The sequence below is a fragment of the Zemynaea arenosa genome, from assembly GCF_004614185.1.
Taxonomy (GTDB): domain Bacteria; phylum Pseudomonadota; class Gammaproteobacteria; order Burkholderiales; family Burkholderiaceae_D; genus Telluria; species Telluria arenosa.
In genome coordinates this window covers 19,020-45,777 of the sequence record NZ_SPVF01000083.1, presented here as the reverse complement: position 1 = coordinate 45,777, position 26,758 = coordinate 19,020, and the positions used below count along the sequence as shown (strand labels likewise).

The following is a 26,758-nucleotide window of genomic DNA, read 5'->3' as shown; positions in this document are numbered from 1 at the left end:
GTTCCAGCCCCCGGTGGGTCCGGGTGGCCGCCCCCCGGTGCTCAGCGACACCGACAGCGCGCTCTCGCCCGAACGGCTGCAACGCCTGCGCGAGCATGCCTGGTACAACGACTTGTTCCTGCTGGCTCCCGTCGGCTACTTCGTGATCGGGCTCGATGGCGTGGTCCTGCAAGCCAATATCGCGGGCGCCGAAATGTTCGCCATCGACCGCCGCACCGCGCCGGGCCGCAACTTCCGCACCTTCGTCGCCCCGCGCTTCCGCGAGGATTTCGACGGCTTCCTCAGCCAGGCCGTGAACAGCCGCGAGACCGTGCAGGTGCGCCTGGAGCTGGAACGCAGCCGTCCGGGCTGCGCCTTTCCCGCCACGCTGCTGGGCAGCGAGGATGGCAGCGCCCAGGCCTGCCGCGTGATCGTGGAATACGCGATGGGTCGGCTGGACGCGCTGGAACGCAGCGAGGCGCGCCTGCGCCGCATCGTCCACAGCGCGGTGGAAGGCGTGTGGGAGGTGGATGCGGATTCCATCACCAGCTTCGTCAACCCCGCCATGGCCGCGATGCTCGGCTATGGCATCGAGGACATGCTGGGCCGCCACCTGATGGAGTTCATCGACGAGGAAGGCCGCGCGCTGATGGAGCGCTATGTGGCGCGCCGCCGCCAGGGCGTGGCGGACCGCTATGAATTCAAGTTCGTGGGCCGCGACGGCGCGCCGGTATGGACCGCGCTGTCCACCAGCCCGATCTTCGATCACGCGGGCGCCTACCGCGGCGCGCTGGCGCTGGTCACCGATATCTCGGGCCGCCGCCGCAACGAGGAGCTGACCTGGGCCCAGGCCAGCTTCGACGCGCTCACCGGCCTGCCCAACCGCCACGTGTTCGCGGACCGCCTGCAGCAGGAAGTGCGGCGTACCGGCCGTGGGCGCGGCATGCTGGCGCTGCTCTACGTGGAGGTGGACCGCCTGCGCGACATCCACGACGGCCATGGCCCCGAGGCGCGCGACCGCGTGCTGCAGGAGGCCTCGCGCCGCATTGCCGCCTGCGTGCGCGCGTCGGACACCCTGGCGCGGCTGGAGGACGACACCTTCGCCGTGCTGCTGCCGGGCCTTGAACAACCGGCCACGGTGGAGCGGGTGGCGCAGGACATCGTGCAGCGCATCGGGCACGGGATGCCGCTGGCGGAAGGCCAGGCCGACCTCGCGCTGTCGGCCAGCATCGGCATCGCCGTCTGCCCCAAGGACTCGGGCCACGCCGAGGAGCTGCAGGCGTTTGCCGAACGCGCCATGCGCAATGCCCGCCGCGGCGGCGGCAACCGCTATTGCTACTACACGCCGGAGCTGCAGGCCAGCGCGCAATCGCGCCAGGCGCTGGCCGCCGGGCTGCGCGAGGCGATCGAGAAGGAGCAGTTCGAGATGATGTACCAGCCCATCGTCTCGCTGGCGACGGGCGAGGTGCACAAGGCCGAGGCCCTGCTGCGCTGGCGCCACCCGACCCGCGGGCTGCTGGAACCGGCGGAGTTCATCCCGTACGCCGAAGCGAGCGGGATGATCGTGCGGATCGGCGACTGGGCCTTCCGCCAGGCGGCGCGCCAGGCGGGCGAATGGCGCGAACGCATCGGGGACGGCATGCAGGTCACGGTGAATGCCTCCAGCGCCCAGCTGCGGCCGGGCATCGAGCCCTCGCGCGGGTGGCTGGGTTTCATGCGCGAGCTGGGGCTGGCGCCGGAGGCGATGGCCATCGAGGTCAAGGAATCAGCCTTGCAGCAGGACGCGAACGAGCGCCTGCGCCAGCTGCGCGAAGAGGGCATGCAGCTGCTGCTGGACGATTTCGGCACCGGGCTGTCCTCGCTGTCCAAGCTCACCGCCGGGGGGCTGGACTACGTGAAGATCGACCGCACCTTCGTTTCGCGGGTGGAGGAGGAGGGCAGCGAGCTGGCGCTGTGCGAAGCCATCATCGCGGCGGCGCACCGGCTCGGGCTCAAGGTCGTGGCGGAAGGCGTGGAGACGCGCGTGCAGTGCGCGCTGCTGACCGATGCGGGCTGCGACTATGCGCAGGGCTATCTGTTCTCGCCGCCGGTGCCCGCGCCCGAGCTGGAGGAGCTGGCGCGGGCGCGCATGCTGCACTGAGCGCGGGCTGCGGGGCCGAAAAAAAGCCGGCGGTGTGGGAACACCAGCCGGCTTTTCGTTTGCGGAGAATATGCAACCATTTGGTTGCATATTCATGCGAGTCACATATTCGGGTAGTTCGGCCCGCCGCCGCCTTCCGGCGTCACCCACACGATGTTCTGCGTCGGGTCCTTGATGTCGCACGTCTTGCAGTGCACGCAGTTCTGCGCGTTGATCTGCAGGCGGTCCTTGCCATCGTCGGTCTTCACGAACTCGTACACGCCCGCCGGGCAGTAGCGCTGCTCGGGGCCGGCGTACTGCGCCAGGTTCACGCCGACCGGCACGCTGTCGTTCTTGAGCGTCAGGTGGATCGGCTGGTCTTCGGCGTGGTTGGTGTTGGAGATGAACACCGACGACAGGCGGTCGAAGGTCAGCTTCCCGTCCGGCTTCGGATAGACGATCGGGCGGAAGTCCGCGGCCGGCTTCAGGCAGGCGTGGTCCGGCGTGGCATGGCGCAGCGTCCACGGCGCCTTCCCGCGCAGGATCACCTGGTCGATGAAGGTCATCACCGAGCCCACGATCAGGCCCTTGCTCATCCACGGCTTGACGTTGCGGGCGATCTGCAGCTCCTCCTTGAGCCAGGACTGTTCGAACGCTTCCGGATACGACACCAGCTCGTCCTGCTGGCGGCCGGCGCCCAGCGCGGCGAAGGCCGATTCCGCGGCCAGCATGCCGGTCTTGATGGCGGCGTGCGAGCCTTTAATGCGGCTCATGTTGAGGAAGCCCGCGTCGCAGCCGATCAGCGCCCCACCCGGGAACACCAGCTTGGGCAGCGACTGCAGGCCGCCCGCGGTGATCGCGCGCGCGCCGTACGAAATGCGCTTGCCGCCTTCGAAGAAGCCGCGGATGTCCGGGTGCGTCTTGAAGCGCTGGAATTCCTCGTACGGCGAGAGGTAGGGGTTCTCGTAATTGAGTCCGACCACGAAGCCCACCGCGACCTGGTTGTTCTCCAGGTGGTACAGGAAGGAGCCGCCGTAGTCCTTGGTGCTGAGCGGCCAGCCGGTGGTGTGGATCACCAGGCCTTGCTTGTGCTTCGCGGGGTCGATCTCCCACAGCTCCTTGATGCCGATGCTGTACGACTGCGGGTCCTTGTCCTTGTTGAGGTCATACTTGACCATCAGCTGCTTGCCCAGGTGGCCGCGCGAGCCTTCCGCGAACAGGGTGTACTTGGCGTGCAGCTCCATCCCGAGCTGGAAGTCGGGGCCCGGCGTGCCATCGCGGTGCACGCCCATGTTCCCGGTCGCGACGCCGCGCACGGCGCCCGTGTCGCTGTACAGGATTTCGGCGGCGGGGAAGCCGGGGAAGATCTCCACACCCAGGGCCTCCGCCTGCTGGCCGAGCCAGCGCACCACGTTCCCCAGCGAGACGATATAGTTGCCATGATTGGTCAGGCAGTTGGGCACCAGCGCGTCCGGCGTCTTGTAGGCCTTGTCTTCGGTGAGGAACAGCACGCGGTCTTCGGTGACCTCGGTGTTGAGCGGTGCGCCTTTCTCTTTCCAGTCCGGGATCAGCTCCGTCAGCGCGCGCGGATCCATCACCGCGCCGGACAGGATGTGCGCTCCGACCTCGCTGCCTTTTTCGAGCACGCACACCGAAACCTCCTGGCCCTTTTCGGCGGCCAGCTGTTTCAGTTTGATCGCTGCCGACAGGCCGGCGGGGCCGCCGCCGACGATGACAACGTCGTACTCCATCGATTCGCGCGGGCCGAATTCTTCGACCAGTTTGTTAGGCTCAGTCATGTGGATGATTGGGGGACAAAATAAAGCACGAGTGTGCGGGTTTTTGCCACGGATTGCAACTTCGCTCACGCGCAATCGACTAGATGCGGCAATCTAATGTGGCGATTTGTGTAAGATAGCCATTCGTGCTGAGTGAACGCGATGATCTGACCAAAGGGGGCGAGCGTGGGCATTGAAGTCAACTTCGAAGGCAAGATAGCGCTGGTGACCGGCGCATCCAGCGGGCTGGGAGCGCGCTTTGCGAAGGCGCTGGCCGGCGCGGGCGCGCAGGTGGTGCTGGCCTCGCGCCGCGTAGACCGGCTCAAGGAGCTGCGCGCGGAAATTGAAGCATCGGGCGGGGCGGCCCACGTGGTGACGCTGGACGTGACGGACCTCGCCAGCATCAAGGCCGCCATCGCCCATGCGGAGACGGAGGCCGGGCCGATCGACATCCTGGTCAACAACAGCGGCGTATCGATGACCCAGCGGCTGCTGGATGTGACCATCGAGGACTACGCCTACATCATGGACACGAACCTGCGCGGTGCCTTCTTCGTGGCCCAGCAGGTGGCCAAGCGCATGATCGCGCGCGCCAAGGGCGACCCGCGCAAGCAGCACCGCATCGTCAACATTGCCTCGGTGGCGGGGCTGCGCGTGCTGCCGCAGATCGGCGTGTACTGCATGAGCAAGGCGGGCGTGGTGCAGATGACCAAGGCGATGGCCGTCGAGTGGGGCAAGTACAATATCAACACCAACGCGATCTGCCCTGGCTACATCACCACGGAGATCAACGAGGACTACTTCGCGACCGAGCAGGGCAAGCGTCTGATCGAGATGCTGCCGCGGCGCCGGGCCGGCAAGCCGGAAGACCTGGACGGGCTCCTGCTGCTGCTGGCGGCGGAGGAGTCGCACTTCATCAATGGCGCCATCATCACCGCCGATGACGGGATGACGGCGCAGTAAAGGCTTTTTCAGTGACAGCAGCAGGCAACGACAGCTCCCAACTCGACACCCAACTCAAGCACGTGCACACCATGCGCATGGACATCCGCTGGGGCGACATGGACATGATGGGCCACGTGAACAACACGGTCTACTTCCGCTACATCGAATCGGCGCGCATCGCCTGGCTGGAAGCGGCGGGCGGTCCGCCGCACCCGGACGGCACCGGGCCGGTGATCATCAACGCGCATTGCACCTTCCTGCGCCAGCTGACCTACCCGGGGCAGATCGAGGTGAAGACCTACGTCGGCCGGCCAGGTCGTTCCAGCTTCGAGATGACCCATGAGATCCGCGCCATCGGGGCGGACGGGCAGGCCGGCGCGGTGCTCAACGCCACCGGCGGCGCCAAGATCGTGTGGGCCGACATCAAGGCCGAAAAGTCGGTGCCGCTGCCGGACTTCGTGCGCAGCGCGCTCGCTTAGTAGCCCCCGCATGAAAAAAGCCGCCCGGTAGAGCGGCTTGGCCGGGGCTGCGCCGTCTTAATCCCGCGACGGGAAAATGCCCTCCAGTGCGATCGCGCACGTCATCACGAGGTAGGGCGGCATGTTGGACACTGGCTGACTGCCGCCGACGATGCTGCTGGGCGTGGCCGCCATTGTGGTCGGGCTGTTGGCGGCATCCGTGTACAGCGGCGTGCGGCTCTTGGCGGCTGGGACCAGGCCTGCCGGCGAGATCGAGGTGGCATCGCTGTTGCTGGCAGCCGGGGCAACCATGTGCTGGTGCGCCGGCATGTTGGCGGTGGTGATCGTGGTGTTCTCGGTGCCGCTCATTTCGCCGATCGTGCGAGGCGCCAGTCCCGGGCCCTGGCCGGAGCTGAGCATCACGCGGCCGCGCATGTCCGGCAGCGCAAAGGTGGTCTGGCCGTTCCCGCCGTAGGTGGTGCCAATCAGTGCAAACAGTGCGGTGTTCTGGGCGATCGATAGCAGCTGGCCGTTCAGCGCGGCCCAGCCGCGCGGGACGAAGTTGTACGGGAAGCAGGAAATCTGCCCGATGAAAGGCTCGGCCTGGGCTGCGGCCGGCAGAGGTACGGCGCTGGCGGCGGCGAGGGCGCCGGCGATCATCGAGTGGAGGGCGAAGCGGCGTGCGACAGTGTGTGCGAAGAAGCGCATTCTGAAATCTCCGTTTTTCATATGAAGGGTGCGTCCCGGACCGGCGCGGCCCGGATCTGGTGCGGTGATGCGTGCGGGTCCCTGGCGCGTTCAGGTGCGGCGCGTGCGGCGGCGTAGGGCGCCCGCCGCGAGCGCGCCGCCGGCCAGCAGGGCCAGCGTGCCCGGTTCCGGCACATCGGTAGGCGGCTCGCGCTGGTCGATCGCGACCACCAGGTCGTCCACGTTGGTCGGGAACAGGCTGCCGTCGTCGGTGAAAAACTCCAGCGAGGCATTGCTGATGTTGACCGCCGTGGACACGAAGCCCAGGAAGTAGATATGTCCGCCGTCGTTGGTGGTCCCGGCCTCGGTGGCTGCATTGCCGACCGTGTTGCCGTCGATGACCAGGCGGATGTCGTCAGCCTGGATGCCGCTCGTGCCGATCACGAACAGTCCGAACGCCTGCGCAGGCGTGGTGAAGTGGATGGCCAGCCGGTCGCCGGTCTCGAAGGCGCCGTCCGGATTGTTCAGGCCCAGGTAATTGGTCCCCGAAGTCGTGCCGTACGTGTCGAGCACCGCCGGCTGGTCTCCATACGCGGTGCTCGGGCCCGTGAGGGTGAAGGTGTAGCCGGACGGCCCGGTCCCGGCACCGTAAGTGGTGCCCGCCGCGATGGCTTCGAAATCGGTGGTGGTGCGTGTCCAGCCCGCGATCGCGGTGTTGAACGCGGCCTGGCTCTGGTACCCCACCAGCGCCGCCTGCGCCGGAGCGGCGCCCAGCATCAGCGCGCCCGCAGCCATCCCTGCCAGGACGGCCCGCTGCGGCAGGCGGACACGCTTTGACATCCCATATGTCATGGTCGTTCTCCTTCTTGTATGCGCCACAAGGCGGGCGCGGCCGAAGGGGAGGCTTGCATAAAACATGCCTCAGGTATGCACAAACAGGAAATCTGCGCCTTATCAAAGGCTTAGTAGGAACGCGTCAAACCCACGTGTCCGAAACTGTAAGATTAACCGACAATTAATCTTGGCAAGTTTGCATTTCAGCGGGAAACACCCATGAGCTTATTGACAAGTTCCGACGAGGTTGACGCCTGGAACTTTTTCATCAGCTTGGCGCGGTGCATCTCGACCGTGCGCGGCGACAGGGAGGTCTCGCGGGCGATCGCCTTGCTGGTGCGTCCCTCGACCAGGAAGGCGGCGATCTCGCGCTCGCGCGGCGTCAGCGCGGCCGATACCGGGCGCTTGGCGCTGACGTCTTCGAAGGTCCAGACGCCCGCGCCGAGGGGCTGTTGCGGATCCAGCGCGCGGCCGCTGACGTGGCACCAGAACAGCTCCCCGCTGGCGCGCCGCATGATGCGCTCGTCCGAATACACGCCCTTGGCATTCATGATCGGCACGATGCGGTCGCCGGTGCGCAGGAACTCGTCCATGGTGGGGTACAGGACCTGGAAGGACTGGCCATCGAGCGCGCCGCGGGCGTAGCCGAACATGGCGTCCAGCGTATGGTTGGAGGATTGGATAACGCGGTTCTCCGATATGCACATGCCCACCGGCGCATGCTGGAAGATGGTCTCGTAGTCGATCGGGCGCGCTGTGGTCATCGAAAAGGATGCAAGTAGTTCTACGGTATTGTGCAACGGTGGTCCGTATTTTATGCTGAGACTCTTCTCAGCTGTAAGCTCCATAAACTCAATAAACGAGAGACAAGGGACGGGTAATGAACAAAGTCTATCCTGATGCAGCGTCGGCGCTGGCCGGCGTGGTGGCAGACAACCAGACCATCGCCGTGGGCGGCTTCGGCCTGTGCGGCATTCCGGAAGCGCTGATCGCGGCGTTGCGCGATTCGGGCGTCAAGGGCCTGACCGCCATCTCCAACAACGCCGGTGTGGACGACTTCGGCCTCGGCCAGCTGCTCACGACCCGCCAGATCAAGAAGATGATCTCGTCCTACGTGGGCGAGAACAAGGAGTTCGCGCGCCAGTACCTGGCCGGCGAGCTGGAACTGGAATTCACCCCGCAAGGCACGCTGGCCGAGAAGCTGCGCGCCGGCGGCGCCGGCATCCCGGCCTTCTTCACCAAGACCGGCGTGGGCACCATCGTCGCCGAGGGCAAGGAAGTGCGCGAGTTCGACGGCGAGCAGTATGTGATGGAGCGGTCCCTGGTGGCCGACGTGTCGCTGGTGAAGGCCGCCGTGGCGGACAAGGCGGGCAACTGCATCTTCCGCAAGACCGCGCGTAACTTCAACCCGAACGTCGCCATGGCGGGCAAGGTCTGCATCGTGGAAGTGGAAAAGCTGGTGGAGATCGGCGAGATCGATCCGGATGCCGTGCACCTGCCGAGCATCTTCGTGCACCGCATCGTCGTCAACGCAAACCCGGAAAAGCGCATCGAACAGCGCACCGTGCGTTCCTGACCCTCACCACAGAATCGGAGACTACTGACATGGCATGGACTCGTGACGAAATGGCCGCGCGCGCGGCGCAAGAGCTGCAGGACGGCTTCTACGTCAACCTGGGCATCGGCTTGCCGACCCTGGTGGCGAACTACGTCCCGGAGAATATCGAGGTGTTCCTGCAGTCCGAGAACGGGCTGCTGGGCATCGGCCCCTTCCCGCGTGACAGCGAGGTGGATGCTGACCTGATCAACGCGGGCAAGCAGACCGTGACGGCGCTGCCCGGCGCGGCCTTCTTCTCGTCGGCCGACTCGTTCGCGATGATCCGCGGTGGGAAGATCAACCTGGCGATCCTGGGTGCGATGCAGGTGTCTCAAAAAGGCGACCTGGCCAACTGGATGATCCCCGGGAAGATGGTGAAGGGCATGGGCGGTGCGATGGACCTGGTGGCGGGCGTGAAGCGCGTCGTGGTCCTGATGGAGCACGTGGCGACCGCCAAGGATGGCTCGACCTCCCACAAGATCCTCGAGAACTGCAACCTGCCGCTGACCGGCGTGGGCGTGGTGGACCGCATCATCACCGATCTCGGTGTGATCGACGTGACCGAGACCGGCCTCAAGCTGGTGGAACTGGCGCCCGGCGTGACGGTGCCGGAAGTGCTGGCCGCCACCGGGACGGAGCTGGACGTCTCGGCGTTCTAAGGTTTCGCTCTCGCGCAGACGAAGGCGCCCCGCAGGGCGCCTTTTTTGCATTCCAGGTGCGTATTTGCGCGGCCTGTCGCGCGGGCATGGTGGTTGTGTGGGCGGATGAGCAGAATGCGCGCCATAACAACACCGAGAGAGAGCCACACATGTCCCAACGTCCCGTCCTCGCCGCCATCTTCTGCGCCGGCTTGCAATTCATTCTCACCGTCGCCATCCTCAAGCTGGGCGCCTTGTATGCGCCGCCCGCGGCCTTCGGCAAGGTCAAGCTGGTGGCCTTCGCCTCGACCATCATCCTGCCGCTGGTGCTGGTGCAGGTGTTCGGCCTGTGGTCGCGGCTCGGCCTCGGTGTCGCGCAGCTAAAGCCGACCGGCTTCTTTGCGGCCAGCTTGCTGACCGCCGCGCTGTTCCTCCCCTGGGGCTATCATGCGCCGGATAGCGTCGCGGGTACGCTGACCATCCAGTTCTTCAACGCGATCGGGGAAGAACTGCTGTTCCGCGGCGTGATCTTCGCGCTGCTGCTGCCGCTGCCAATGGGCCGTGCGATCGTGCTCAATGGGGTGCTGTTCGGCGCCATGCACCTGATCCATGGCTTCATGGGGGCTCCGTGGGATGTCGCACTTGGCAAGGCGCTGGTGACGGCGGTGTGCGGCATGATGTTCACCGCGGTGCGGTATCAGACCGGCAGTCTCGTGCTGGTGATCATTCTGCACATGGTCTTGAACCTGTGCATGATCTTCTCGAACATCGAGGCCTCGGCTGGTCCGGCGGTCACGTTTGGCGTGGAGCGCGTGGCGAACGTCATCGAACTGGCGCTGGTGGCCTGGCTGCTGCTGGCCGGGCGGCGCTCGGCGGCGGCCCTGCGTGAGCTGAGGGCTTAACGCGCTTCGCGCTCCGGGAACAGCTCGCGGTCTTCCTCTTCCACGTGGTGGCCCTTGAGCTGGCGGTCCATGGTCTCGTGGTCGAGCTCCTTCTCCCATTTGGAGACGACCACCGAAGCCACGCCGTTGCCGATGATGTTGGTCAGCGCGCGGCACTCGCTCATGAAGCGGTCGATGCCGAGGATGAGCGCCATGCCCGCCACCGGCACTTCCGGCACCACGGCCAGCGTGGCGGCCAGGGTGATGAAGCCCGCGCCGGTGATGCCCGAGGCACCCTTCGACGTCAGCATTGCGACCAGCAGGATGGTCAGCTGGTGGCTCAGTGTGAGGTGAGTGTTGGTGGCCTGCGCCACGAACAGCGCGGCCATGGTCATGTAGATGTTGGTGCCATCCAGGTTGAACGAATACCCGGTCGGCACCACCAGGCCCACCACGGACTTGGAGCAGCCCAGGCGTTCCAGCTTGCGCATCAGCGACGGCAGGGCGCTTTCGGACGAACTGGTGCCCAGCACGATCAGCAGTTCCTCCTTGATGTAGGCGACAAAGCGGAAGATGTTGAAGCCCACGAAGTACGCCACGGTCCCGAGCACGATGAACACGAACAGTGCGCTGGTGAGGTAGAAGGACCCGAGCAGGCGCAGGAGCGGGAGCAGCGATGCAAGCCCGAATTTACCGATGGTGAAGGCCATCGCGCCAAACGCACCGATGGGTGCAGCCTTCATCACGATGCCGACGATGCCGAAGATGACGTGCGAGATTTCCTCGATCCCGCGCGTGATCGGCCGCCCGCGCTCACCGAGCATGGATAGCGCCACGCCGAACAGGATGGCGATCAGCAGCACCTGCAGGATGTCGCCCTTCGCGAAGGCATCCACGAAGGTGTTCGGGATGATATTCAGGAGGAAGTCGATGGTGCTCAGCGACTTGGTCTTGGCCGTGTATTCGGCGATCGCCTTGGTGTCGAGCGTCGCCGGGTCGGCGTTGAAGCCCGCGCCGGGCTGCACCACGTTGGCGACGATCAGGCCGATCGCCAGCGCGAAGGTGGAGATGATCTCGAAGTAGAGCAGCGCCTTGCCGCCCACGCGGCCGACCTTCTTCATGTCCTGCATGCCCGCGATGCCCGCGACCACGGTGCAGAAGATCACCGGCGCGATGATCATCTTGATCAACTTGATGAAGCCATCGCCGAGCGGCTTCATGGCCACCGCCGATTGCGGGTAGAACACGCCCAGCAGCACACCCACCAGGATGGCAAACAGGACCTGCACGTAGAGGATTTTGTAGAAGGGTTTTTTCACGACGCAACTCGCACGGAGGCCGCGGCAGCAAGGCCGCACAAGTCCTCATCATCGCGCGGTTTCGGTCAACGCGCCAATTGTGGACATCCACACGTGCGCAGGTTTCTGTCTCGCATTATCCGCGTGCGCAGCGGCGTGCGGCGCCTCACCAATGCGCGCTGTATTGCAGGCGCAGGACGGCCCATGTCGGCCGCCAGTTCATGCCGGTCCAGGTGCCGCTGGCGTCCTCGTGGATGTCCATGGAGCGGTCGGTGGTGCGCAGCAGATTCGATGCTGAGATGCGCAATGTGCCCGCATGGGCCAGTGTGAAGCTGGCATACGCGTCGAGGGCATGGCGCGTGTTGGTCCAGCCGCGATTCTCGATGGAGCTGCGGGTCCAGCCGCCCGCCACCGAAGCCAGGGTGGCACCCGCGGACCACGCCGCACCGCGGTAGTCCGCGCCAATGGTCGCGCTCCAGCGGGGCTGACCGTCCAGCCGGTTGTCCGGACCGGGGATGCCGTCCACCGATGACCAGTTGCGCACCCAATTCGCGCGCAAGTCCACCTTGGGCGCGGCGGCCCAGAGGATGTGCAGCGGAGCCTTCGCTTCCACTTCCAGTGTGTGCACATCCGCATGCCCGATATTGGCGGGCGCCGAGACCCAGCGCGAGCCTTGCAGCGTAATGCGGTCGCGGATCAGGTTCGAAATAGCGCGCTCCGATGCGCTGACCACCAGCGCGGTGCCTTCGCTCCAGTACCACTCGACGCCTGCGTCGATGCCGCGTGCGGTCTCGGGCTGCAGGTTCGGGTTCCCGTCCTGGTCGGGCGAGATGGGCGTGTTATCGGTGGTGTAGAAGTAACCGCGCGTGATGCGTGCCAGCGGTGGCGCGCGGAAGGTGCGTGTGAGTGCGAGGCGCGCCTGCCTCCGTTGCTTGCCCGGCAGCTTCCACAGCAGCTGTGCGATCGGGCTGGCGATGCGGTAGCTGCTGATGTGCGCATCGCCTGCTTCGGTGGAGGTGGTCCGCACGCGCAGCGCCTCCGTGCGCAGGCCGAGGTAGGCGGACCATTGCATGTCGATGTCCCATTCGTTCTGCGCGTACAAGGCCAGGCGGTCGAGGCGGGCGTCGATGCGAGTGTCGTAGTCGGTTTCCGGTATGCCCGGGAGTGGCGCGTCCTGCTGCACGTCCTGCGAGGTCATGACGGTGTGGCCCGCGTCCCAGCCGGCGACCGGTGCATGGCCGCTGGCGGTGGTGGCAGCGGCGAACTTCCCGGTCCAGGTGGCGCCGCGTTCATGCACCTTGGTGAGGAAGTCGCGGTCCAGCAGCAGCAGGCCGCCGGTGTCGGTCGCATCGCGCCACATCCAGCGGTCCGAGATGGATGTGAAGGCCGCGGCTTTGGTCTCGGCGCGCGCGCCCGATGCGAAGCGCCGGGTCCACCCGGCCTCCGTGCGAAGGCTGGCGTTGTCGATGCCGAAGCCCAGGTTCAGGTTGGGGTAGGCCTGGCCCTGGCCGGTGATGGTCTCGGAGGTCTTGTCGCTGCCGCCGCGCGAGCGCCCGGCGTTGAGGGTGGTCTGCCAGTCGACGTTGTCGCCGCTGGCGAGCGTCCACGTCAGGCGCGGCTGCAGGTTCAACGCGGTGTAATGGATCTGCTGGTCGGTGTGGACGGTCGAGGCATCGGCCAGCACGCCGCCGCGGCGCTGCTCTTCGCGGTACTCGTAGGTCGGATGCAGCTCCAGGTGGCGCAGCGATGCAGTGAGCTGGCGGCTGCCGCCAGCATCCTTGGCCGACCAGGTGCCGGTGATGGACGGCTCGCTCTGGCGGCCCGCCAGGCCGTTCGCCAGTTTCAGCTCGCGCCCGTCCTTGCGCGGCGCCTTGCGCAGCACGATGTTGATGGTGCCCGCGATGGCCTGCGTGCTGTATTCGGCGGTGGCGGAGCGGATGATCTCGATGCGCTCGACCAGGTCCGGGGCCAGCCCGTCCAGCGTGAACCCGGCGGGGGCGGGCTGGCCGTCCACCAGCAGCTGGGTGTAGCCGCTCCCCAGGCCGCGCATGCGCACGCTCGTGCCGTTCACCGTCACGCCGGGCAGGCGCTTTATCGCATCGAGCACACTGGCGTCGCCGTAGCGCGCGATCTCTTCGCGGTTGATCACCTGGCGGTTGGCCGCGTCGTTGCGGCGTGCGCTGTCGGCGGTGGATTTGACTTCGACGGTGGCGGTGGCAGGCGTCGGCGTGGCTGCGGGCTGCTGGGCCAACGCCGCAGCGCAGGGCAGGGCGGCGCAGACTGCGGTGGCAGTCAGGGTGAGGCGATAGGCTTTCAAAGCGGGTCCATTCAACGTTGGGCGGCGAGGCGGGCGTCCAGCAGACGGCGCACCTCTGCTTCGGACAGTGGAGCCGCAAACAGCTGGTTCAGGCTGCGGCCACCTTCGTGCAGCATGAAATCCACTTCCAGCTGGTAGCGCTGGTAGTCGCGTGGTGGGTTCTCGAGCGCGCCCGCCCGGTACAGGCCACGCTGCCTGCCGACGTCCAGGTCCGGGCCCTTGGCGACGTAATCCGCATAGCCTTCCGTGAGCCACACCGGCAAGCGATAGCCGGACAGCGGGCCGTGGACGCGCGCCGTCAGCGCATGCGTGCCTTCGTGCGCGATGAAGTAGGAGAGCGTACGGACCTCGGCGTCGTACAGAGGGCGGCCGGGGGGCATGCGCAGGGCATTGGCCTTGATGTCGGCGGCGTGCAGGAAGATGTGCCGCGTGAGGAAGGAAGTGCCGCCGCCCATCGTGGTATTGAAGCGCTGGCCGAAGAACCAGAGCCGCCACGGCGCATTGCAGATGAAGAGGCGCATGCCTTCCCGCTCGTCGTACCACGGCGAGCGGCGCAGGCGGCGGTGCGCGTCGTCCAGCACGGCCGCAATTTCGGCGGGGATCGGCTCGTCAGACCAGATGTCGTCGCTGCCGTAGCGGACGTGGTGGGCAAAGGCGGGCTGCGGGTAGATGACCGCGGCGGCATACAGGGCGGCCATAACGAGCAGGATTTTCAGCGCGAACAGGGGCAGGCGGAGCAAGGGCATGGACTGGGCGATGGGCAGACGACAGGCAAAAGGAGTCCCGTCCCGGCGTGTACGCCGGGTCCGGGAGGGATCAGATCAGGGGAGGTTTAGTCCAGCGTCCAGACGTATTGGACGTAGGTGGTGGAGGCGATGGCGCGGCCCCGCTTGAGCGCAGGCTTGAACTTGCAGAGGGCGATGGCGCTGCGGGCGGCTTCGTCCAGCAGCGGGTGGCCGCTGCTCTTCTTGACGGTGGCGCTTCCCACGTCGCCGGTAACCGTAATGTCGAAGGCCAGGGTCACGGTGCCGGTTTCCAGCTTGGCCAGCGACTCATGCGGGTAGTTCGGCTTAGAGCAGCTGGCAAAGTCCACGACGGCCTGGCGGTCGCCAGTCACTCTGGACGCGTCCCGTTTCCCCTGCGCGGAGGACGCACTAGGCGTACCCGCTGCCGGGTTGGCGACGGACGCTTGCAGCAGAGGCGCGGCGCCCAGCGTCGCGACCAGGATCAGTGGCAGCAAAGCGTTCCACGCTGCGGGCCGCTGCTGCGGGCGTACCAGCCGTGCGATGCGGTCGACCAGGTCTCCACCATCGGCACCCAGCGCCAGATTGCGGCCGCTAAACTGCATCTTCTCCAGTTCCGACAGTGCGCGTGCCAGGCGGCGCGGCTCGCCCAGGTGGCGAGCCGCCAGGTCGTCCGCGATCTTTTCACGCTCGGCGCGCACCTGGCGCGAGATCCACCACACGGCCGGGTGGTAGAACAGCACCGTCTCCACCAGGTGCTGCACCAGGTTGACTACATAGTCCATGCGCTTGACGTGCGCCAGTTCGTGCGCCAGCAGGGCCTCCAGCAGGTCAGTGGGCATGCGGGTCGCCAGCGATGCCGGGATCATGATGATGGGCTTGAGCCAGCCCGCCGTGATCGGGCTCTGGATGTTCGCCAGCACCCGCACGCGCACCGCGCGGCCGATGCCGAAGCGCTCGGCCAGGGCGTCCAGGCGGCGCTGCAATTCCGGGTGCGCTTGACTGTCCTCGTTGCCCGCGCGGCCGATCCAGGCGAGTCCCAGCAGCATGCGGCCCGCCATCAGCAGTGCACACAAGGCCCATGCGCCCACGATCGCCGGCAAGTGATCCTGCACCAGGCCTGCCAGGCCCGCGGTGGACGTGGCGATGCCGCCGCCGGCTGCCATCATCGAACGCACGCTGGCGGCAGTGGCAGGGCCGTCCGCCAGCCGCGCCATCAGTTGCAGCGCGGGCCAGGCCATGCAGGCCAGCAGGCCCGCGCAGGCCACAAGGTAGCGCTGGCGCGGACCGGCGCCGCGCATGGTAAGCAGGAGCAGGGCGGTGATCACGCCGATCACCGCGCCCTGCCAGGCGAAATCCACGAGGGTCCAGCCGACGACTTCGATGACGTTGTTCATGCCGCTCATTTGCCATCCTCCCGCAGAAGTTTTTCGATTTCGTCGCGCTCCTTGCGCGAGATGCCGCTCTTGAGCGCCGCCAGCACCAGCGCCTTGGCGGAGCCGGAGAAGGCGCGGTTGATCAGGTCCTTCAGCAGGTTGGTCTGGAGTGAGTCCTGCGCCTGCGCCGGGGCGTACACGTGCGAGCGCTGGCTTTCATCGCGAATCAGCAGTCCTTTGCCGTGCATGATCTGCATGAGACGCAGCACGGTGGCGTAGGTCACCTCCGGCTTCTCCTTCTGCATCGCTTGGTGCACCTGCTTGGCGGTGGCGGAGCCGAGCGGCCACAGGACCTGCAGCAGGTCCAGTTCCGCCGGTGTGGGCTTAATCGCGTCGGGCATGTACCCTCCTCAGTGTCTATGTGTAGAAGACGTTGTCTAGTGTTTTTATAAGGACGTGTGCTGGCATGTCCATGTCGCCAGAATATCCGAACTAGACATCGATGTCTACATTGTTTTATGCTGCGGTCTCACACAACTACGGGAGTCCCCATGAAGACCCGCATCGCCGCAGCCCTGCTGACCGTCTCTGCCTCGCTGTCCCAAGCCGCCGAACTGCCCAACTATCCCTTCATCCATGCCAATGGCCGTGCAGAGATCAGCGTGGCATCCGACGAAGCGACCCTCGATTTCGAAATCGTCGCCAGCGATGCCAATGCCGAAACCGCGGCTGCCACCGTGGGCACCCGCGCCGGCGAGATCAAGGCGCTGGCCGCGTCGATCGGCATCGCGGCGGACGATGTGACCATCGCCGACCCGCGCCGCGACGTGCGCAAGGACGGCACGGGCTGGGACATCAAGGTCGGCGTGCGCATCCTGGTGCGCGACATCTCGGTGTGGGCCGCGCTGGTGCAACCGGTGCTGGGCATGCAGAATATCGAGGGGCTGGCGGTCGATTTCGGCAGCACTCAGCGGCACCAGCTCGAAATGCAGCTGTTGGCGGACGCCGTGCAGGACGCGAAAGTGCACGCCGAGGCGCTGGCGAAGGGCGCGGGGAGAAAGGTCGGCGCGGTGGCGGGCATCAGCTACGCGCCGGTGAAGAATTTGAGCACGTCCATGGGCTTCGTCGAGTCCGACTTCCGTTACACTAGGGACCGCGCGCCCGCCAGCGCACCGCGGCCCGCCAGCGAATACCTGGCCGTGCAGGCGGTGAAGCTGCAGCAGCAGGTCGATGTGGTCTACCGCATCAAGTAAGGAACAGAAGGAGTGAAGTTTGATCGTCAGCAGTCTGCTCGCCGCCATCCCCGGCGTCGTGCATGGATTCGGGACCGCCACTGAGCTGGTCCCTGCGGCCTTGCAGGAGGCATGGGACCTGCGGCCGCTGAAGAAGCAGGTGCATGGCACGCATGCCGCCCGCGTCGTGACGCACCGCCAGCCGGTCGGCGAGGCGGATGCGTTCCACACGTCCGAACCCGGCATTCCCGTCAGCGTGATCACCGCGGATTGCGTGCCGCTGCTGCTGGCGCGGCGCGATGGCACGGCGGTGGCGGCGGTCCACGCGGGCTGGCGCGGGCTGCATGCCGGGATCATTCCGCAGATTCTCACGGAGCTCGGCGCGGAGCAGGGCGGCTGGGTCGCGGCGATCGGCCCCACCATCTGTGCGCCGTGTTATGAGGTGAGCGAGGAACTGGCCCAGGACTTCCTGCGCCGCTTTGCAGACATGCCGCCGGAGCATGTGCTGCCCACGCCGCGCCATTTCGACCTGCGCGCAGTGGCCGAACACCAGCTGCGCGCAGGCGGCATCGAGGCGCTCGAACATGTCGGCGGCTGCACCTGCTGCACGCGCGGCGCCGATAGTGAATTCATCTACCGCAGCTACCGGCGCGGCGACCGCAACTCCCAGCAGCATGCGGGGCTCATCATCACTTCCCAAGGACACTCATGAAGATCAAATTGGCGCTCGGCGCCGCCGTATGCGCATCCGCTTTGAGCGCTGGGCAGGCCGCCGCTGCGGACTGGGACGCGCCGCAGCAACCATTCAAGGTGCATGGGAATACGTACTACGTCGGCCCGGGCGGCGTGAGTGCGGTGCTCGTGACGTCGCCCGCCGGCCATGTGCTGATCGACGGCGGCACGGGGAAGTCGCCGCAGCAGATCGTCCCGCACATCCGCCAGCTCGGGTTCAAGGTCGGGGACATCAAGTACATCCTGATCTCGCATGCACATTTCGATCACGTGGGCGGCATCGCCGAGCTCCAGAAGCTCAGTGGCGCGACGGTGGTCGCCAGCACGCTGGCCGCGCCGGTGCTCAAGACGGGCAAGCCGACGGCGGACGATCCGCAGTACGCCAACCTCGTGGACATGCCGTTTGCACCGGTCGGCACCCTGCATACCGTGAAGGATGGGGAAGTGCTTAGCGTCGGCCCGCTCAAGCTGACCGCGCACTATTCGCCGGGTCACACGCCCGGTGGCACCAGCTGGACGTGGCAGTCGAGCGAGAACGGCAAGGCGCTCAACATGGTCTACGCGGACAGCGTAACGGCCTACGGTGACGACAGCTTCCGCTACGGCGGCGACCCGCGCTGGCCGGGCGCCAAGGCCGGGCTCGAGCACACGCTGGCCATGCTCGCGGGTCTCCAGTGCGACATCCTGATCAGCGCACACCCCGATGCCAGCGGCTTGATGGAGCGCCAGGCCAAGGGTTCGTTTGTTGATACGAATGCCTGCCGCGCCTACGCGGCCAAGGGCCAGGAGCGCCTCGCCGCGCAGCTGGCGGAAGAGGCGCAGCGCCCGGCGAAGAAGTAATTTCGCGCGGGAACGCGGGCGGTTACTGGTTGCGGTACACGGTCCCGTTTTTCATCACGAAGCGGACCTTGTAGAGCGTTCCGATATCCTTGGTCGGGTCGCCTTCGACCGCCACCAGGTCCGCAAACGCACCTGGCTTGATGGCGCCCAGGTCGTTCTGCTTGTCGAGGACGCGCGCGGCCACCGTGGTCGCCGCCTGCAGCGCCTCGGTCGGCGTCATCCCCAGCTTGACCAGCCACTCCAGTTCGCGCGCGCTGCTGCCGTGCTTGAACACGCCCACGTCGCTGCCGCAGCCGATGATCACGCCCGCCTTGCGCGCGCGGGTGAAGGCGTCGATGGCCTCCTGCATCGCCGGCGTTGGCGCGGAGCCGCGCACGTGCTTCTGGAAGTATTCTCCGATCGCTTCCGGCGCGGTGAGCGTGGGCAGGAAGGCGACCTTCTTCTCGGCCATCAGCTTGAAGGTGGCGTCCGAGCCGCCGTAGCCATGCTCGATGGTGTCCACGCCCGCCAGCACGGCCATGCGCATCGCTTCGTCGGTGCTGGCGTGGACGGCGACCTTGCGGCCCGACTGGTGGGCGGTCGCGATCAGCGCCTTCACTTCCTCGAACGTGAAGGTGGGGCGCGCCGAGCCATCCGCGCCGGTGCGGTAGTCGCCGTAGTACTTGATCCAGTCCGCGCCGTGGCCCGCCTGCTCGCGCACCGCGCGCACCACTTCGTCGACGCCGGTCGCTTCCTGCGCGCCTTTCGGGAAATCGAGGTCGTAGCGGTAGCTCTTGGCCGATGGGCCGTAGCTGCCGCTGGCGACGATCGCCTTGGTCGCCACGAACAAACGCGGTCCCGGGATGGTGCCGTCGTCGATGGCACGCTTGATGGCCACGTCGGCGTAGCCCGCGCCTTCCGTGCCCAGGTCGCGCAGAGTGGTGAAGCCGGATTGCAGGCTCTCGGCTGAGTGCTTGGCCGCTTCCAGCACGCGGTATTCGACGGGCTCCTTCAGCACCTGGTCGTCCCAGGTGGTTTCGTTGTAGGGGTGGAGCAGCACGTGCGAGTGCAGCTCGATCAGGCCGGGGATCAGGGTCTTGCCGGGGAGGGCGAGGCGCTGGGCGTTGGCGGGGACTTGCAGCTGCGCGGCGGGGCCCACGGCTGTGATGCGGTTGCCGGTGACGAGCACCGACCACCCCGCGTGTACCGCGCCGTCGCCCGTCCATACGGCGTCCGGCGTGACCAGCGTGGCTGGCGCGGGCTGTGGCGGCTGGGCGCTGGCGGTGACGGCGGCGACGGACAGGGCCAGGGTGGTCAGGCGGCGTTTCATGCGGGCTCCTTCAGGCAGCGAAATGGACGCGGCATCATAGCCCATCGTTTGGGCGCATGCCACGGTGCCATGCGCGGCGCGCATGCGTAGGATGCGAATTTTGCGCTTGAGGGCGGGGCGGGGCGCGTGAATACTGGGGACCAGTATTTCAACTGGGACGAGGCAATGATGACGCGACGCTGGCACTTCTCTCCACTGCTGCTGGTGCTGTCCGGCGGCGCGATCATGGGGCTGGCCCTCGGCATCCGGCACGTGCAGGGGCTCTTTCTGCTCCCGCTCACGACGGCGCATGCGTGGACGCGGGCTGACTTCGCGTTTGCGCTGGCGCTGCAGAATCTTGTGTGGGGCATTGCCCAGCCGTTCACGGGCATGGTGGCGGACCGGTTTGGTTCGCGGCGCGTGATCTTTGCGGGCTGCCTGCTGTACGGTGCCGGGCTGTATGCGATGGCGCGCGCCACCACGCCGGGCGAGTTTGCGCTCAGTGCGGGGCTGGTGATCGGGGTGGCGCTGTCGTGCACTTCGTTCGGCGCCATCTATGGGGCGCTGAGCCGCATGCTGCCGCCGGAGCGGCGCGCATGGGGGTTGGCACTGGCGGGAGCGGCGGGTGGCCTGGGGCAGTTCGTATCCGTCCCCGCCGCGCAGAACGCGTTGGCCGCCCTCGGTGCGCAGGGCGCGCTGGTGCTGCTGGCGGTGGCCATCAGTTGCCTGTGCGTGTTCGCGCTGCCGTTGCACGACGCCCCGCCCGTTGGCGGCGCGGTCAGCGCAGCCGCTGATCCGCGCCCCAACGCGCCGCAGTCGATGCGCGCGACCCTGCGGGCTGCGGCGGGCCATCGCGATCTCTGGATGCTGGGGATCGGCTTCCTGGCCTGTGGCTTCCAGCTGGCCTTCATCGCCACCCACCTGCCGGCCTACCTGCTCGACAAAGGCCTGGACGGCCGCAGCGCGATGGCGGCGCTGGCCATCATCGCGATGGCGAATGTGGCGGGCACTTATGTCTGCGGACTGCTCGGCGCAAAACTGAGCAAGCCAAAACTGCTGGCGGGACTCTATCTGGTCCGTTCCGCCGCGATCGCCTTGTTCGTGCTGGTGCCGCTGAGCGAAGCCACGCTGTATGCGTTCGCCTTTGTCATGGGCCTGCTCTGGCTGGGCACCGTACCGCTCACCACGGGCATCGTGTCCCGCATCTTCGGCGTACAGTACCTGTCGACGCTGTTCGGCTTCGTCTTCCTTGGCCACCAGATCGGCAGCTTTCTCGGCGTGTGGCTCGGCGGCGTGATGTTCGACGCCACCCAATCCTATGATGCTGTCTGGCTGTGCGCCATCGCCGTCGGCATCGGCGCCGCCGCGCTGCACTGGCCGATCCGCGAGCAGCCGGCCCCCATCATGCTGCGCGCGCAGATGGCGTAAAGACCGGCCATGCGACCCGCCACCCGGCCCCTGCGCACCTTGCTGCTGTTCGCTGTCTTCGCCTGGGCCAGTCTATGGGCCTTTCTCGAAATGCTGCGGCCGGAGGCCGTCCTGTCCCTGCTGGCCGCCTTCACGCTGTGCTAGCGCTGCTGATTACTGCGCCGCCCAGCCGCCGTCCATGTTCCACGCCACGCCGCGCACCTGGTCGGCCGCCGGGCTGCAGAAGAACACGGCCAGCGCGCCCAGTTCCTCCGGTGTGACGAATTCGCCGGACGGCTGCTTTTCCGCCAGCAGCGCCTTCTTGGCCGCTTCCATCGGGATGCCGTCGCGCGCCGCGCGGTCGTCCACCTGCTTCTGCACCAGCGGGGTCAGGACCCAGCCCGGGCAGATCGCATTGCAGGTCACGCCCGAATGCGCGTTCTCCAGCGCGGTGACCTTGGTGAAGCCCACCAGCCCGTGCTTGGCTGCGACATAGGCCGACTTGCCCGCCGAGCCCACCAGACCGTGGACCGACGCCAGGTTGACGATGCGGCCCCAGTTCTTCTGCTTCATCCAGGGCAGGGCGAGACGCGTGGTATGGAAGGCCGAGGTCAGGTTGATGGCGATGATCGCGTCCCATTTCTCGACCGGGAAGTCCTCCACGTTGGACACGTGCTGGATGCCAGCGTTGTTGACCAGGATGTCTACGCCGCCGAACTGCGCGGCCGCCATGCGCATCATCTCTTCGATCTGCTCCGGCTTCGACATGTCTGCGCCGCTGTAGGCCGTACGTACGCCGAATTCCTTGGCCACGCCGGTGTGCAGCTGCTCGATCTGGGCGGCGTCGCCAAAGCCGTTGAACACGATGTTGGCGCCCTGCGCCGCCAGCGCGCGCGCGATCCCCAGGCCGATGCCCGAGGTGGAGCCGGTGACGAGTGCGGTCTTCCCGCTTAACATGGTCGAGTTCATGGTGTCCTCAGAGTGAATGGGTCTTGTAAAATGTGAATGATAAGCGCAACGCCCAGTAAAATGTCGGGTGCCCGTAGTTTTACGGTATGGCTCAATTTGGAGAAGCGTAGTGACCGAACCGAGGATCAAAACCGTCCAGTGCATGTCCCCCAGCGGCTTGCATGACATCGTGTACAAGGAGTGGGGCGACCCCTGCAACCGCAAGGTCCTGATCTGCTCCCACGGCGTGACCCGCGTGGCGGACGATTTCGACGCCCTGGCGCGCGCGCTGTGTGGCCACTACCGCGTGGTCTGCCCCGACACCGTCGGCCGCGGACGCTCCGGCAAGCTGCGCAACCCCGAGCACTACCGCATCCCGCAATACGTGAGCGACATGGTGACCCTGATCGCGCGCGTCACGCAGGAGCACGACCAGGTCGACTGGTTCGGCACCTCGATGGGTGGCCTGATCGGCATGGGCCTCGCATCCCTGCCGGGCAACCCGGTGCGCAAACTGGTGCTCAACGACATCGGCCCCACGCTCGACCCCACGGCATTGCAGCGCATCGGCGACTACATCGGCCAGGACCTGCGCTTCCCAAGCTTCGAGACCGCCGCCAAGTTCGTGCGTGAAGTGTCGCTGTCCTTCGGCGAGCACTCCGAGGACGAATGGCACAAACTGGCCGCCGACGTGCTGCGCCAGGACGACAACGGCCAGTGGGTGCGCCACTACGACATGGGCCTGGCGCAGCCCTTCCGCTCCGCCACGCCGGAGACCGCAGAAGCCGACCAGGCCATGCTGTGGGCCGCCTATGACGCCATCCGCTGCCCCACGCTGCTGATCCGCGGCGAGCAGTCGGACCTGCTGTCGCGCGAGACCGCGCACGCCATGACCCAGCGCGGCCCGCGCGCCCGGCTGGTCGAGATTCCCGGTGTCGGCCATGCGCCCACCTTCATCCATGACGACCAGATTGCGGTCGCCAGGGACTTCCTGCTGGATTAATAGTTGAAGATTTAAAGAGCTCTCCATCATGACCATTGAACGCTTCCACGTTGGCAAACGGCTTTCCGAAATCGCCATCCACAACCAAACCATCTATCTGGCCGGCCAGATCGCCGAAGACACCACCCAGGATATCGTCGGCCAGACCCGCGAGGTGCTGGGCCACGTCGACCGCCTGCTGGCCGAAGCGGGCAGCGACCGCACCTGCATCCTGATGTGCCAGATCTACATCAGCGACATGGCCAACTTCCCCGGCATGAACTCGGTCTGGGACGAATGGGTACCGCAGGGTCACACGCCGCCGCGCGCGACGGTGGAAGCCAAGCTTGCCAACCCAGCCTGCCTGGTCGAGATCTGCATCACCGCCGCCGTGCGCTGATCCGCCATGGTGTCGATCGCCGCGCTGGGCAGCGCCACGACGCAGGTCGTCCAGGGCCTCGCGCCCGAGGACGCGGCACGGGTGCGCGCGGCGCTCGAATACGCGAATGAAGCCTACGAGGGCAAGACCTGCACCTCGGGCGAGGGCGCGTTTGAATTCGCGCTTGGCGTGGCCAGCACGCTGGCGATGCTCAACCTCGATGCCGAGTCGCGCATCGCGGGGATGCTGTTCGAGCTCACGGTGCTCGATCCTTCGGCCGCCACCAACCTGGAGACGCGCTTCGGCAAGGAGGTGATGGACCTCGTGTCCGGCGTGCGCCAGCTGATCCGCCTGCGCGACATGACCGTGGGCCAGCAGAAGCGCGATACCAAAGCCGGCTCGCAGCTGGAATCGCTGCGCAAGATGCTGCTGGCGATGGCTACCGACATGCGCGTGGTGATGATGCGGCTGGCGTCCTGCGTCACCACGCTGCGCTGGTTCGCGGACCAGAAGATCTTCAACGAGCTGACGCATGCCTACGGCAAGGAAGTGCTGGACCTGTATGCGCCTCTGGCTAACCGGCTGGGGATCTGGCAACTCAAGTGGGAGCTGGAGGACCTGGCCTTCCGCATGATCGAGCCGGAGACCTACCGCCGCATCGCCAAGATGCTGGAAGAGAAGCGCATGCTGCGCGAGAGCTTCGTCAAGTCGTCGATCGAGCGGCTGGAAGCGGAGCTCAAGAAGGAAGGCATCCAGGCCGAGGTATTCGGGCGGCCCAAGCACATCTTCTCCATCTGGAACAAGATGCGCGGGAAGGAGCTGGACTTCTCGGAGCTGTACGACGTGCGCGCCTTCCGCGTGATCGTCGACGACGTCAAGACCTGCTATACGGTGCTGGGCGTGATCCACAATATCTGGACCCCGATCCCGAAGGAGTTCGACGACTACATCTCGCGGCCCAAGCCGAACGGTTATCAATCGCTGCACACGGTGGTGACGGCGGAAGACGGTCGGCCGCTGGAGGTGCAGATCCGCACGCAGGAGATGCACCACTTCGCCGAGTACGGGGTGGCGGCGCACTGGCGCTACAAGGAAGAAGGCGGCTCCAACTTCAAGGGCCAGCAGTACGACGAGAAGATCGCGTGGCTGCGGCAGCTGCTGGCGTGGAAATCGGACGTCACTGAGACCGTGGTCGGCGAGGAGCAGCAACAGCAGCGCGAGTGGGTTGAGAAGCTCAAGTCCGCGTCGCTGGATGACCGCATCTTCGTGCTGACGCCGCAGGCGCGCGTACTGGAGCTGCCGGCCGGCGCCACGCCGATCGACTTTGCCTACCACCTGCACTCGGAGGTCGGCCACCGCTGCCGCGGCGCGCGCGTGGATGGCGTGATGGTGCCCTTGAATACGCCGCTGAAGAACGGGCAGACCTGCGAGATCATCACGGCGAAAGGTGCGCCGGGTACCGCCGGACCGTCGCGCGACTGGCTGAGCCCTGGCTATACGGTCAGTCCGCGCACGCGGGCCAAGGTGCGGGCGTGGTTCCATGCCATCGAGCTGCAGGAGACCCTGGCGCATGGGCGGGCTCTGGTCGAGAAGTCGCTGCAGCGGGAAGGGAAGACGGCGGTCAACCTGGAAGCGCTGGCGCATAAGCTGGGCTTCGACAAGGTGGACGACCTGTTCATCTCCGTCGGCAAGGACGAATTCTCGCTACGCCATGTGGAGCAGGCCTTGCACGCGTCGGGCGAGCCGCCGCCGCCCGAGGTGGACGCGGTGGTGCTCAACAAGAGCCGCGCGTCGAGCACGGAGCAGGGCGCCAAGTCCGGGGTGCTGATCGTCGGGACGGATGGTTTGATGACGCAGCTCGCGCGCTGCTGCAAGCCAGCGCCGCCCGATCCGATCGTCGGCTTCGTCACGCGCGGGAAGGGCGTGTCGATCCACCGGACCGCTTGCAAGAACTTTGGCGAGATGCGCGCCAAGAATCCGGAGCGCGTGATCGATGCCGACTGGGGTGCGCAGGAGACCAGCACGGTCTACCCGATCGACCTGTTCATCCTCGCGAATGACCGGCAAGGGCTGCTGCGCGATATTTCCGAGGTCTTCTCGCGCGAGAAGATCAACGTGATCGGTGTGAACACGCAAAGCGCCAAGGGCACGGCGCGCATGACCTTCACCGCCGAGATCAGCTCCACCGCCCAGCTGCAGAAGGCCATCGCCGCCATTTCCGAAGTCACCGGCGTGCAGGAAGCCCGCCGCCAGTAATCCCTTTCCCGAAATCACGAAACCGCTATCAACCCTTGATCTGCCACCCCCTTAGGGGTCAGGCCTGCCACTTCCCGTAGGGGTCAGGCCCCAACGGTTTCTGTTCCAATAAAATCAAGGACTTAAGATGGCGGGGTCTGACCCCATGCCGAATCGGGGAGGCCTGACCCCGGTGGGCTTGGTATGATGCCGGGCATGCAACATGTGACTTCGTTTATGCGGACCAAGCCGCATCACTGGGGACTGCTGATCCGGCGGATCGTGCGGGGGTGGTGGTACACCGTCCATCTGGGGGCGGTGGCGCTGGTGCTGGCGCTGTCGCCATCGACCTATCACCGTGACATGCGGCTGTCCACGGCGCGCCACCTCTACGTCAACACCTGGCAGGTGCTACCCTGGTTTACGCTGCTCGCCTCCCTCGTCAGCCTGGTCATCATCCGCATCGTGGTCGTCACGGCCATTAGCTATGGGCTCTCGCATTACGCCATCGAGATGGTGGTGCGGGTGCTGGTGCTGGAACTGATTCCGCTCACCGCGGCGCTGTTCGTGGCGATCCGCGCGGGCTTCCAGTACCATGCGGCCGACATCCTCGCGGTGGCGGCCAAGGCGCCGGACGATTCGGCCGCGCTGCAGGCGCGCCTGCAGCGCGATCTCGTGCCGCAGGTGCTGGCGAATACCTTTGCGGTGCTGTCGCTGGCGATGGTCAGCAGCGTGGTGGTGCTGGTGCTCGCGTATCTGGTGCAGTTCGGCTTTTCGCCGTGGGGTATGGGGGACTATACCCGCACCGTGGGGCGGGTGTTCGATCCGACGGTGACCATCGGCTTCGTGTTCAAGACGGTGTTCTTCGGCCTGTCGGTGGCGGTGATTCCGACGGCGGCTCAGTTGGAAGCGCAGCGGCTGCGGCGGGCGCGCAAGTCGAACGTGCAGCCAGGCGCGGTGGGCCTGCTGTTCGTCCTCTTCATGATCGAGGCGGCTTCGCTACTCATCAAGTACATTTAGAAATTCAGAGATCCGCGGCGCTCCACCGCCGCGAAAAACGTAAGG

At 66.3% G+C, this 26,758-nt stretch carries 26 protein-coding genes; 15 read left to right on the top strand and 11 right to left on the bottom strand.

Annotated features, from left to right (window positions below):
* The coding region (locus tag E4L96_RS06005) for a putative bifunctional diguanylate cyclase/phosphodiesterase (RefSeq protein ID WP_307721628.1) at positions 1 to 2,119 on the top strand (2,119 nt) is incomplete at its 5' end.
* Between the two features lie 101 nt (positions 2,120 to 2,220).
* Here E4L96_RS06005 and E4L96_RS06000 read toward each other — a convergent pair.
* Entirely contained in the window at positions 2,221 to 3,849 is a 1,629-nt protein-coding gene (locus E4L96_RS06000; protein ID WP_135206310.1) for an electron transfer flavoprotein-ubiquinone oxidoreductase, read from the bottom strand.
* Positions 3,850 to 4,062: 213 nt separating this feature from the next.
* Here E4L96_RS06000 and E4L96_RS05995 point away from each other — a divergent pair, with 213 nt between their 5' ends.
* Positions 4,063 to 4,839 (top strand): SDR family oxidoreductase, encoded by a 777-nt coding sequence (locus tag E4L96_RS05995; RefSeq protein WP_135206305.1) that lies wholly within the window; start codon positions 4,063 to 4,065, stop codon positions 4,837 to 4,839.
* Positions 4,840 to 4,910: 71 nt separating this feature from the next.
* Positions 4,911 to 5,300, top strand: coding sequence for an acyl-CoA thioesterase (locus E4L96_RS05990; RefSeq protein ID WP_135206309.1), 390 nt, complete (start codon positions 4,911 to 4,913; stop codon positions 5,298 to 5,300).
* Positions 5,301 to 5,357: 57 nt separating this feature from the next.
* On the opposite strand, the gene E4L96_RS05985 is transcribed toward E4L96_RS05990, so the two are convergent.
* The 3 genes from E4L96_RS05985 to E4L96_RS05975 form a co-directional block, all read right to left on the bottom strand.
* Positions 5,358 to 5,987: a phage tail protein gene (locus E4L96_RS05985; protein ID WP_229414248.1), complete on the bottom strand. Its 630-nt coding sequence runs from the start codon at positions 5,985 to 5,987 to the stop codon at positions 5,358 to 5,360.
* Between the two features lie 90 nt (positions 5,988 to 6,077).
* Positions 6,078 to 6,806, bottom strand: a complete 729-nt coding sequence (locus tag E4L96_RS05980; protein WP_167758612.1) for a PEP-CTERM sorting domain-containing protein — start codon at positions 6,804 to 6,806, stop codon at positions 6,078 to 6,080.
* A 197-nt stretch (positions 6,807 to 7,003) separates the two neighbouring features.
* Positions 7,004 to 7,564 carry a LuxR C-terminal-related transcriptional regulator gene (locus tag E4L96_RS05975; protein WP_135206303.1) on the bottom strand — a complete coding sequence of 187 codons (561 nt, stop codon included), beginning with the start codon at positions 7,562 to 7,564 and terminating at the stop codon, positions 7,004 to 7,006.
* Positions 7,565 to 7,680: 116 nt separating this feature from the next.
* Between E4L96_RS05975 and E4L96_RS05970 the strand changes: the two genes are divergently transcribed.
* The 3 genes from E4L96_RS05970 to E4L96_RS05960 all read left to right on the top strand — a co-directional run bounded on the left by E4L96_RS05970 (position 7,681) and on the right by E4L96_RS05960 (position 9,937).
* A complete protein-coding gene (locus E4L96_RS05970) occupies positions 7,681 to 8,376 on the top strand; it encodes a CoA transferase subunit A (protein ID WP_135206302.1) in 696 nt (231 codons plus the stop codon).
* Between the two features lie 29 nt (positions 8,377 to 8,405).
* A complete protein-coding gene (locus E4L96_RS05965) occupies positions 8,406 to 9,056 on the top strand; it encodes a CoA transferase subunit B (protein WP_135206301.1) in 651 nt (216 codons plus the stop codon).
* A 149-nt stretch (positions 9,057 to 9,205) separates the two neighbouring features.
* Positions 9,206 to 9,937, top strand: coding sequence for a CPBP family intramembrane glutamic endopeptidase (locus tag E4L96_RS05960; protein WP_167758611.1), 732 nt, complete (start codon positions 9,206 to 9,208; stop codon positions 9,935 to 9,937).
* Here E4L96_RS05960 and E4L96_RS05955 read toward each other — a convergent pair.
* The 5 genes from E4L96_RS05955 to E4L96_RS05940 all read right to left on the bottom strand — a co-directional run bounded on the left by E4L96_RS05955 (position 9,934) and on the right by E4L96_RS05940 (position 16,051).
* On the bottom strand, positions 9,934 to 11,235 hold the full coding sequence (locus E4L96_RS05955; RefSeq protein WP_135206299.1) for a dicarboxylate/amino acid:cation symporter: 1,302 nt from the start codon (positions 11,233 to 11,235) through the stop codon (positions 9,934 to 9,936). The two genes, E4L96_RS05960 and E4L96_RS05955, sit on opposite strands and share 4 nt — an antisense overlap.
* Before the next feature lie 145 nt (positions 11,236 to 11,380).
* On the bottom strand, positions 11,381 to 13,531 hold the full coding sequence (locus tag E4L96_RS05950) for a TonB-dependent receptor plug domain-containing protein (protein ID WP_167758610.1): 2,151 nt from the start codon (positions 13,529 to 13,531) through the stop codon (positions 11,381 to 11,383).
* Between the two features lie 11 nt (positions 13,532 to 13,542).
* Positions 13,543 to 14,277: a hypothetical protein gene (locus tag E4L96_RS23560; protein WP_167758609.1), complete on the bottom strand. Its 735-nt coding sequence runs from the start codon at positions 14,275 to 14,277 to the stop codon at positions 13,543 to 13,545.
* An 86-nt stretch (positions 14,278 to 14,363) separates the two neighbouring features.
* Positions 14,364 to 15,680: a M56 family metallopeptidase gene (locus tag E4L96_RS05945; protein ID WP_229414246.1), complete on the bottom strand. Its 1,317-nt coding sequence runs from the start codon at positions 15,678 to 15,680 to the stop codon at positions 14,364 to 14,366.
* Positions 15,677 to 16,051 carry a BlaI/MecI/CopY family transcriptional regulator gene (locus E4L96_RS05940; RefSeq protein ID WP_135206297.1) on the bottom strand — a complete coding sequence of 125 codons (375 nt, stop codon included), beginning with the start codon at positions 16,049 to 16,051 and terminating at the stop codon, positions 15,677 to 15,679. The genes E4L96_RS05945 and E4L96_RS05940 overlap by 4 nt, the downstream gene beginning before the upstream one ends.
* Before the next feature lie 150 nt (positions 16,052 to 16,201).
* Here E4L96_RS05940 and E4L96_RS05935 point away from each other — a divergent pair, with 150 nt between their 5' ends.
* The 3 genes from E4L96_RS05935 to bla are packed head-to-tail and all read left to right on the top strand — an operon-like array spanning position 16,202 to position 18,454.
* Positions 16,202 to 16,903: an SIMPL domain-containing protein gene (locus E4L96_RS05935; protein ID WP_167758608.1), complete on the top strand. Its 702-nt coding sequence runs from the start codon at positions 16,202 to 16,204 to the stop codon at positions 16,901 to 16,903.
* A 19-nt stretch (positions 16,904 to 16,922) separates the two neighbouring features.
* Entirely contained in the window at positions 16,923 to 17,594 is a 672-nt protein-coding gene (locus E4L96_RS05930) for a purine nucleoside phosphorylase YfiH/LACC1 family protein (RefSeq protein WP_135206295.1), read from the top strand.
* The gene (gene bla, locus E4L96_RS05925) at positions 17,591 to 18,454 is read left to right on the top strand and encodes a subclass B3 metallo-beta-lactamase (protein WP_135206294.1); all 864 of its coding nucleotides are present in this window, start codon (positions 17,591 to 17,593) and stop codon (positions 18,452 to 18,454) included. Before E4L96_RS05930 ends, bla begins: the two co-directional genes overlap by 4 nt.
* A 22-nt stretch (positions 18,455 to 18,476) precedes the next feature.
* Here the strand turns inward: bla and E4L96_RS05920 are convergent, their stop codons facing one another.
* Positions 18,477 to 19,763, bottom strand: a complete 1,287-nt coding sequence (locus tag E4L96_RS05920) for a metal-dependent hydrolase family protein (protein ID WP_135206293.1) — start codon at positions 19,761 to 19,763, stop codon at positions 18,477 to 18,479.
* 168 nt (positions 19,764 to 19,931) lie between these two features.
* Here E4L96_RS05920 and E4L96_RS05915 point away from each other — a divergent pair, with 168 nt between their 5' ends.
* Together E4L96_RS05915 and E4L96_RS24550 are read left to right on the top strand one after the other, a co-directional pair.
* The gene (locus E4L96_RS05915) at positions 19,932 to 21,170 is read left to right on the top strand and encodes an MFS transporter (RefSeq protein ID WP_181017592.1); all 1,239 of its coding nucleotides are present in this window, start codon (positions 19,932 to 19,934) and stop codon (positions 21,168 to 21,170) included.
* A 9-nt stretch (positions 21,171 to 21,179) separates the two neighbouring features.
* On the top strand, positions 21,180 to 21,314 hold the full coding sequence (locus E4L96_RS24550) for a hypothetical protein (protein ID WP_267874315.1): 135 nt from the start codon (positions 21,180 to 21,182) through the stop codon (positions 21,312 to 21,314).
* A gap of 9 nt (positions 21,315 to 21,323) precedes the next feature.
* On the opposite strand, the gene E4L96_RS05910 is transcribed toward E4L96_RS24550, so the two are convergent.
* Positions 21,324 to 22,118 (bottom strand): 3-hydroxybutyrate dehydrogenase, encoded by a 795-nt coding sequence (locus E4L96_RS05910; protein WP_135206291.1) that lies wholly within the window; start codon positions 22,116 to 22,118, stop codon positions 21,324 to 21,326.
* Between the two features lie 109 nt (positions 22,119 to 22,227).
* Here E4L96_RS05910 and E4L96_RS05905 point away from each other — a divergent pair, with 109 nt between their 5' ends.
* The 4 genes from E4L96_RS05905 to E4L96_RS05890 all read left to right on the top strand — a co-directional run bounded on the left by E4L96_RS05905 (position 22,228) and on the right by E4L96_RS05890 (position 26,713).
* Positions 22,228 to 23,100 (top strand): alpha/beta fold hydrolase, encoded by an 873-nt coding sequence (locus E4L96_RS05905; protein WP_135206290.1) that lies wholly within the window; start codon positions 22,228 to 22,230, stop codon positions 23,098 to 23,100.
* Between the two features lie 28 nt (positions 23,101 to 23,128).
* Positions 23,129 to 23,479 carry a RidA family protein gene (locus tag E4L96_RS05900; protein WP_135206289.1) on the top strand — a complete coding sequence of 117 codons (351 nt, stop codon included), beginning with the start codon at positions 23,129 to 23,131 and terminating at the stop codon, positions 23,477 to 23,479.
* A gap of 6 nt (positions 23,480 to 23,485) precedes the next feature.
* Complete coding sequence (locus E4L96_RS05895) at positions 23,486 to 25,714, top strand: RelA/SpoT family protein (protein ID WP_135206288.1); 2,229 nt, start codon at positions 23,486 to 23,488, stop codon at positions 25,712 to 25,714.
* 195 nt (positions 25,715 to 25,909) lie between these two features.
* Positions 25,910 to 26,713 carry an MlaE family ABC transporter permease gene (locus E4L96_RS05890; protein ID WP_229414244.1) on the top strand — a complete coding sequence of 268 codons (804 nt, stop codon included), beginning with the start codon at positions 25,910 to 25,912 and terminating at the stop codon, positions 26,711 to 26,713.
* The last annotated feature ends 45 nt before the right edge of the window (positions 26,714 to 26,758 follow it).

Excerpts from the sequence above, each read along its gene's own strand:
- E4L96_RS05890 (WP_229414244.1), top strand. The coding sequence starts at position 25,910 with ATGCAACATGTGACTTCGTTTATGCGGACCAAGCCGCATCACTGGGGA.
- bla (WP_135206294.1), top strand. The coding sequence starts at position 17,591 with ATGAAGATCAAATTGGCGCTCGGCGCCGCCGTATGCGCATCCGCTTTG.
- E4L96_RS24550 (WP_267874315.1), top strand. The coding sequence starts at position 21,180 with ATGCGACCCGCCACCCGGCCCCTGCGCACCTTGCTGCTGTTCGCTGTC.
- E4L96_RS05920 (WP_135206293.1), bottom strand. The coding sequence starts at position 19,763 with ATGAAACGCCGCCTGACCACCCTGGCCCTGTCCGTCGCCGCCGTCACC.
- E4L96_RS23560 (WP_167758609.1), bottom strand. The coding sequence starts at position 14,277 with ATGCCCTTGCTCCGCCTGCCCCTGTTCGCGCTGAAAATCCTGCTCGTT.
- E4L96_RS05900 (WP_135206289.1), top strand. The coding sequence starts at position 23,129 with ATGACCATTGAACGCTTCCACGTTGGCAAACGGCTTTCCGAAATCGCC.
- E4L96_RS05935 (WP_167758608.1), top strand. The coding sequence starts at position 16,202 with ATGAAGACCCGCATCGCCGCAGCCCTGCTGACCGTCTCTGCCTCGCTG.
- E4L96_RS05960 (WP_167758611.1), top strand. The coding sequence starts at position 9,206 with ATGTCCCAACGTCCCGTCCTCGCCGCCATCTTCTGCGCCGGCTTGCAA.
- E4L96_RS05915 (WP_181017592.1), top strand. The coding sequence starts at position 19,932 with ATGACGCGACGCTGGCACTTCTCTCCACTGCTGCTGGTGCTGTCCGGC.
- E4L96_RS05975 (WP_135206303.1), bottom strand. The coding sequence starts at position 7,564 with ATGACCACAGCGCGCCCGATCGACTACGAGACCATCTTCCAGCATGCG.
- E4L96_RS05910 (WP_135206291.1), bottom strand. The coding sequence starts at position 22,118 with ATGAACTCGACCATGTTAAGCGGGAAGACCGCACTCGTCACCGGCTCC.
- E4L96_RS05980 (WP_167758612.1), bottom strand. The coding sequence starts at position 6,806 with ATGTCAAAGCGTGTCCGCCTGCCGCAGCGGGCCGTCCTGGCAGGGATG.
- E4L96_RS06000 (WP_135206310.1), bottom strand. The coding sequence starts at position 3,849 with ATGGAGTACGACGTTGTCATCGTCGGCGGCGGCCCCGCCGGCCTGTCG.
- E4L96_RS05940 (WP_135206297.1), bottom strand. The coding sequence starts at position 16,051 with ATGCCCGACGCGATTAAGCCCACACCGGCGGAACTGGACCTGCTGCAG.
- E4L96_RS05945 (WP_229414246.1), bottom strand. The coding sequence starts at position 15,680 with ATGAGCGGCATGAACAACGTCATCGAAGTCGTCGGCTGGACCCTCGTG.
- E4L96_RS05895 (WP_135206288.1), top strand. The coding sequence starts at position 23,486 with ATGGTGTCGATCGCCGCGCTGGGCAGCGCCACGACGCAGGTCGTCCAG.
- E4L96_RS05990 (WP_135206309.1), top strand. The coding sequence starts at position 4,911 with ATGCGCATGGACATCCGCTGGGGCGACATGGACATGATGGGCCACGTG.
- E4L96_RS05970 (WP_135206302.1), top strand. The coding sequence starts at position 7,681 with ATGAACAAAGTCTATCCTGATGCAGCGTCGGCGCTGGCCGGCGTGGTG.
- E4L96_RS05985 (WP_229414248.1), bottom strand. The coding sequence starts at position 5,987 with ATGCGCTTCTTCGCACACACTGTCGCACGCCGCTTCGCCCTCCACTCG.
- E4L96_RS05965 (WP_135206301.1), top strand. The coding sequence starts at position 8,406 with ATGGCATGGACTCGTGACGAAATGGCCGCGCGCGCGGCGCAAGAGCTG.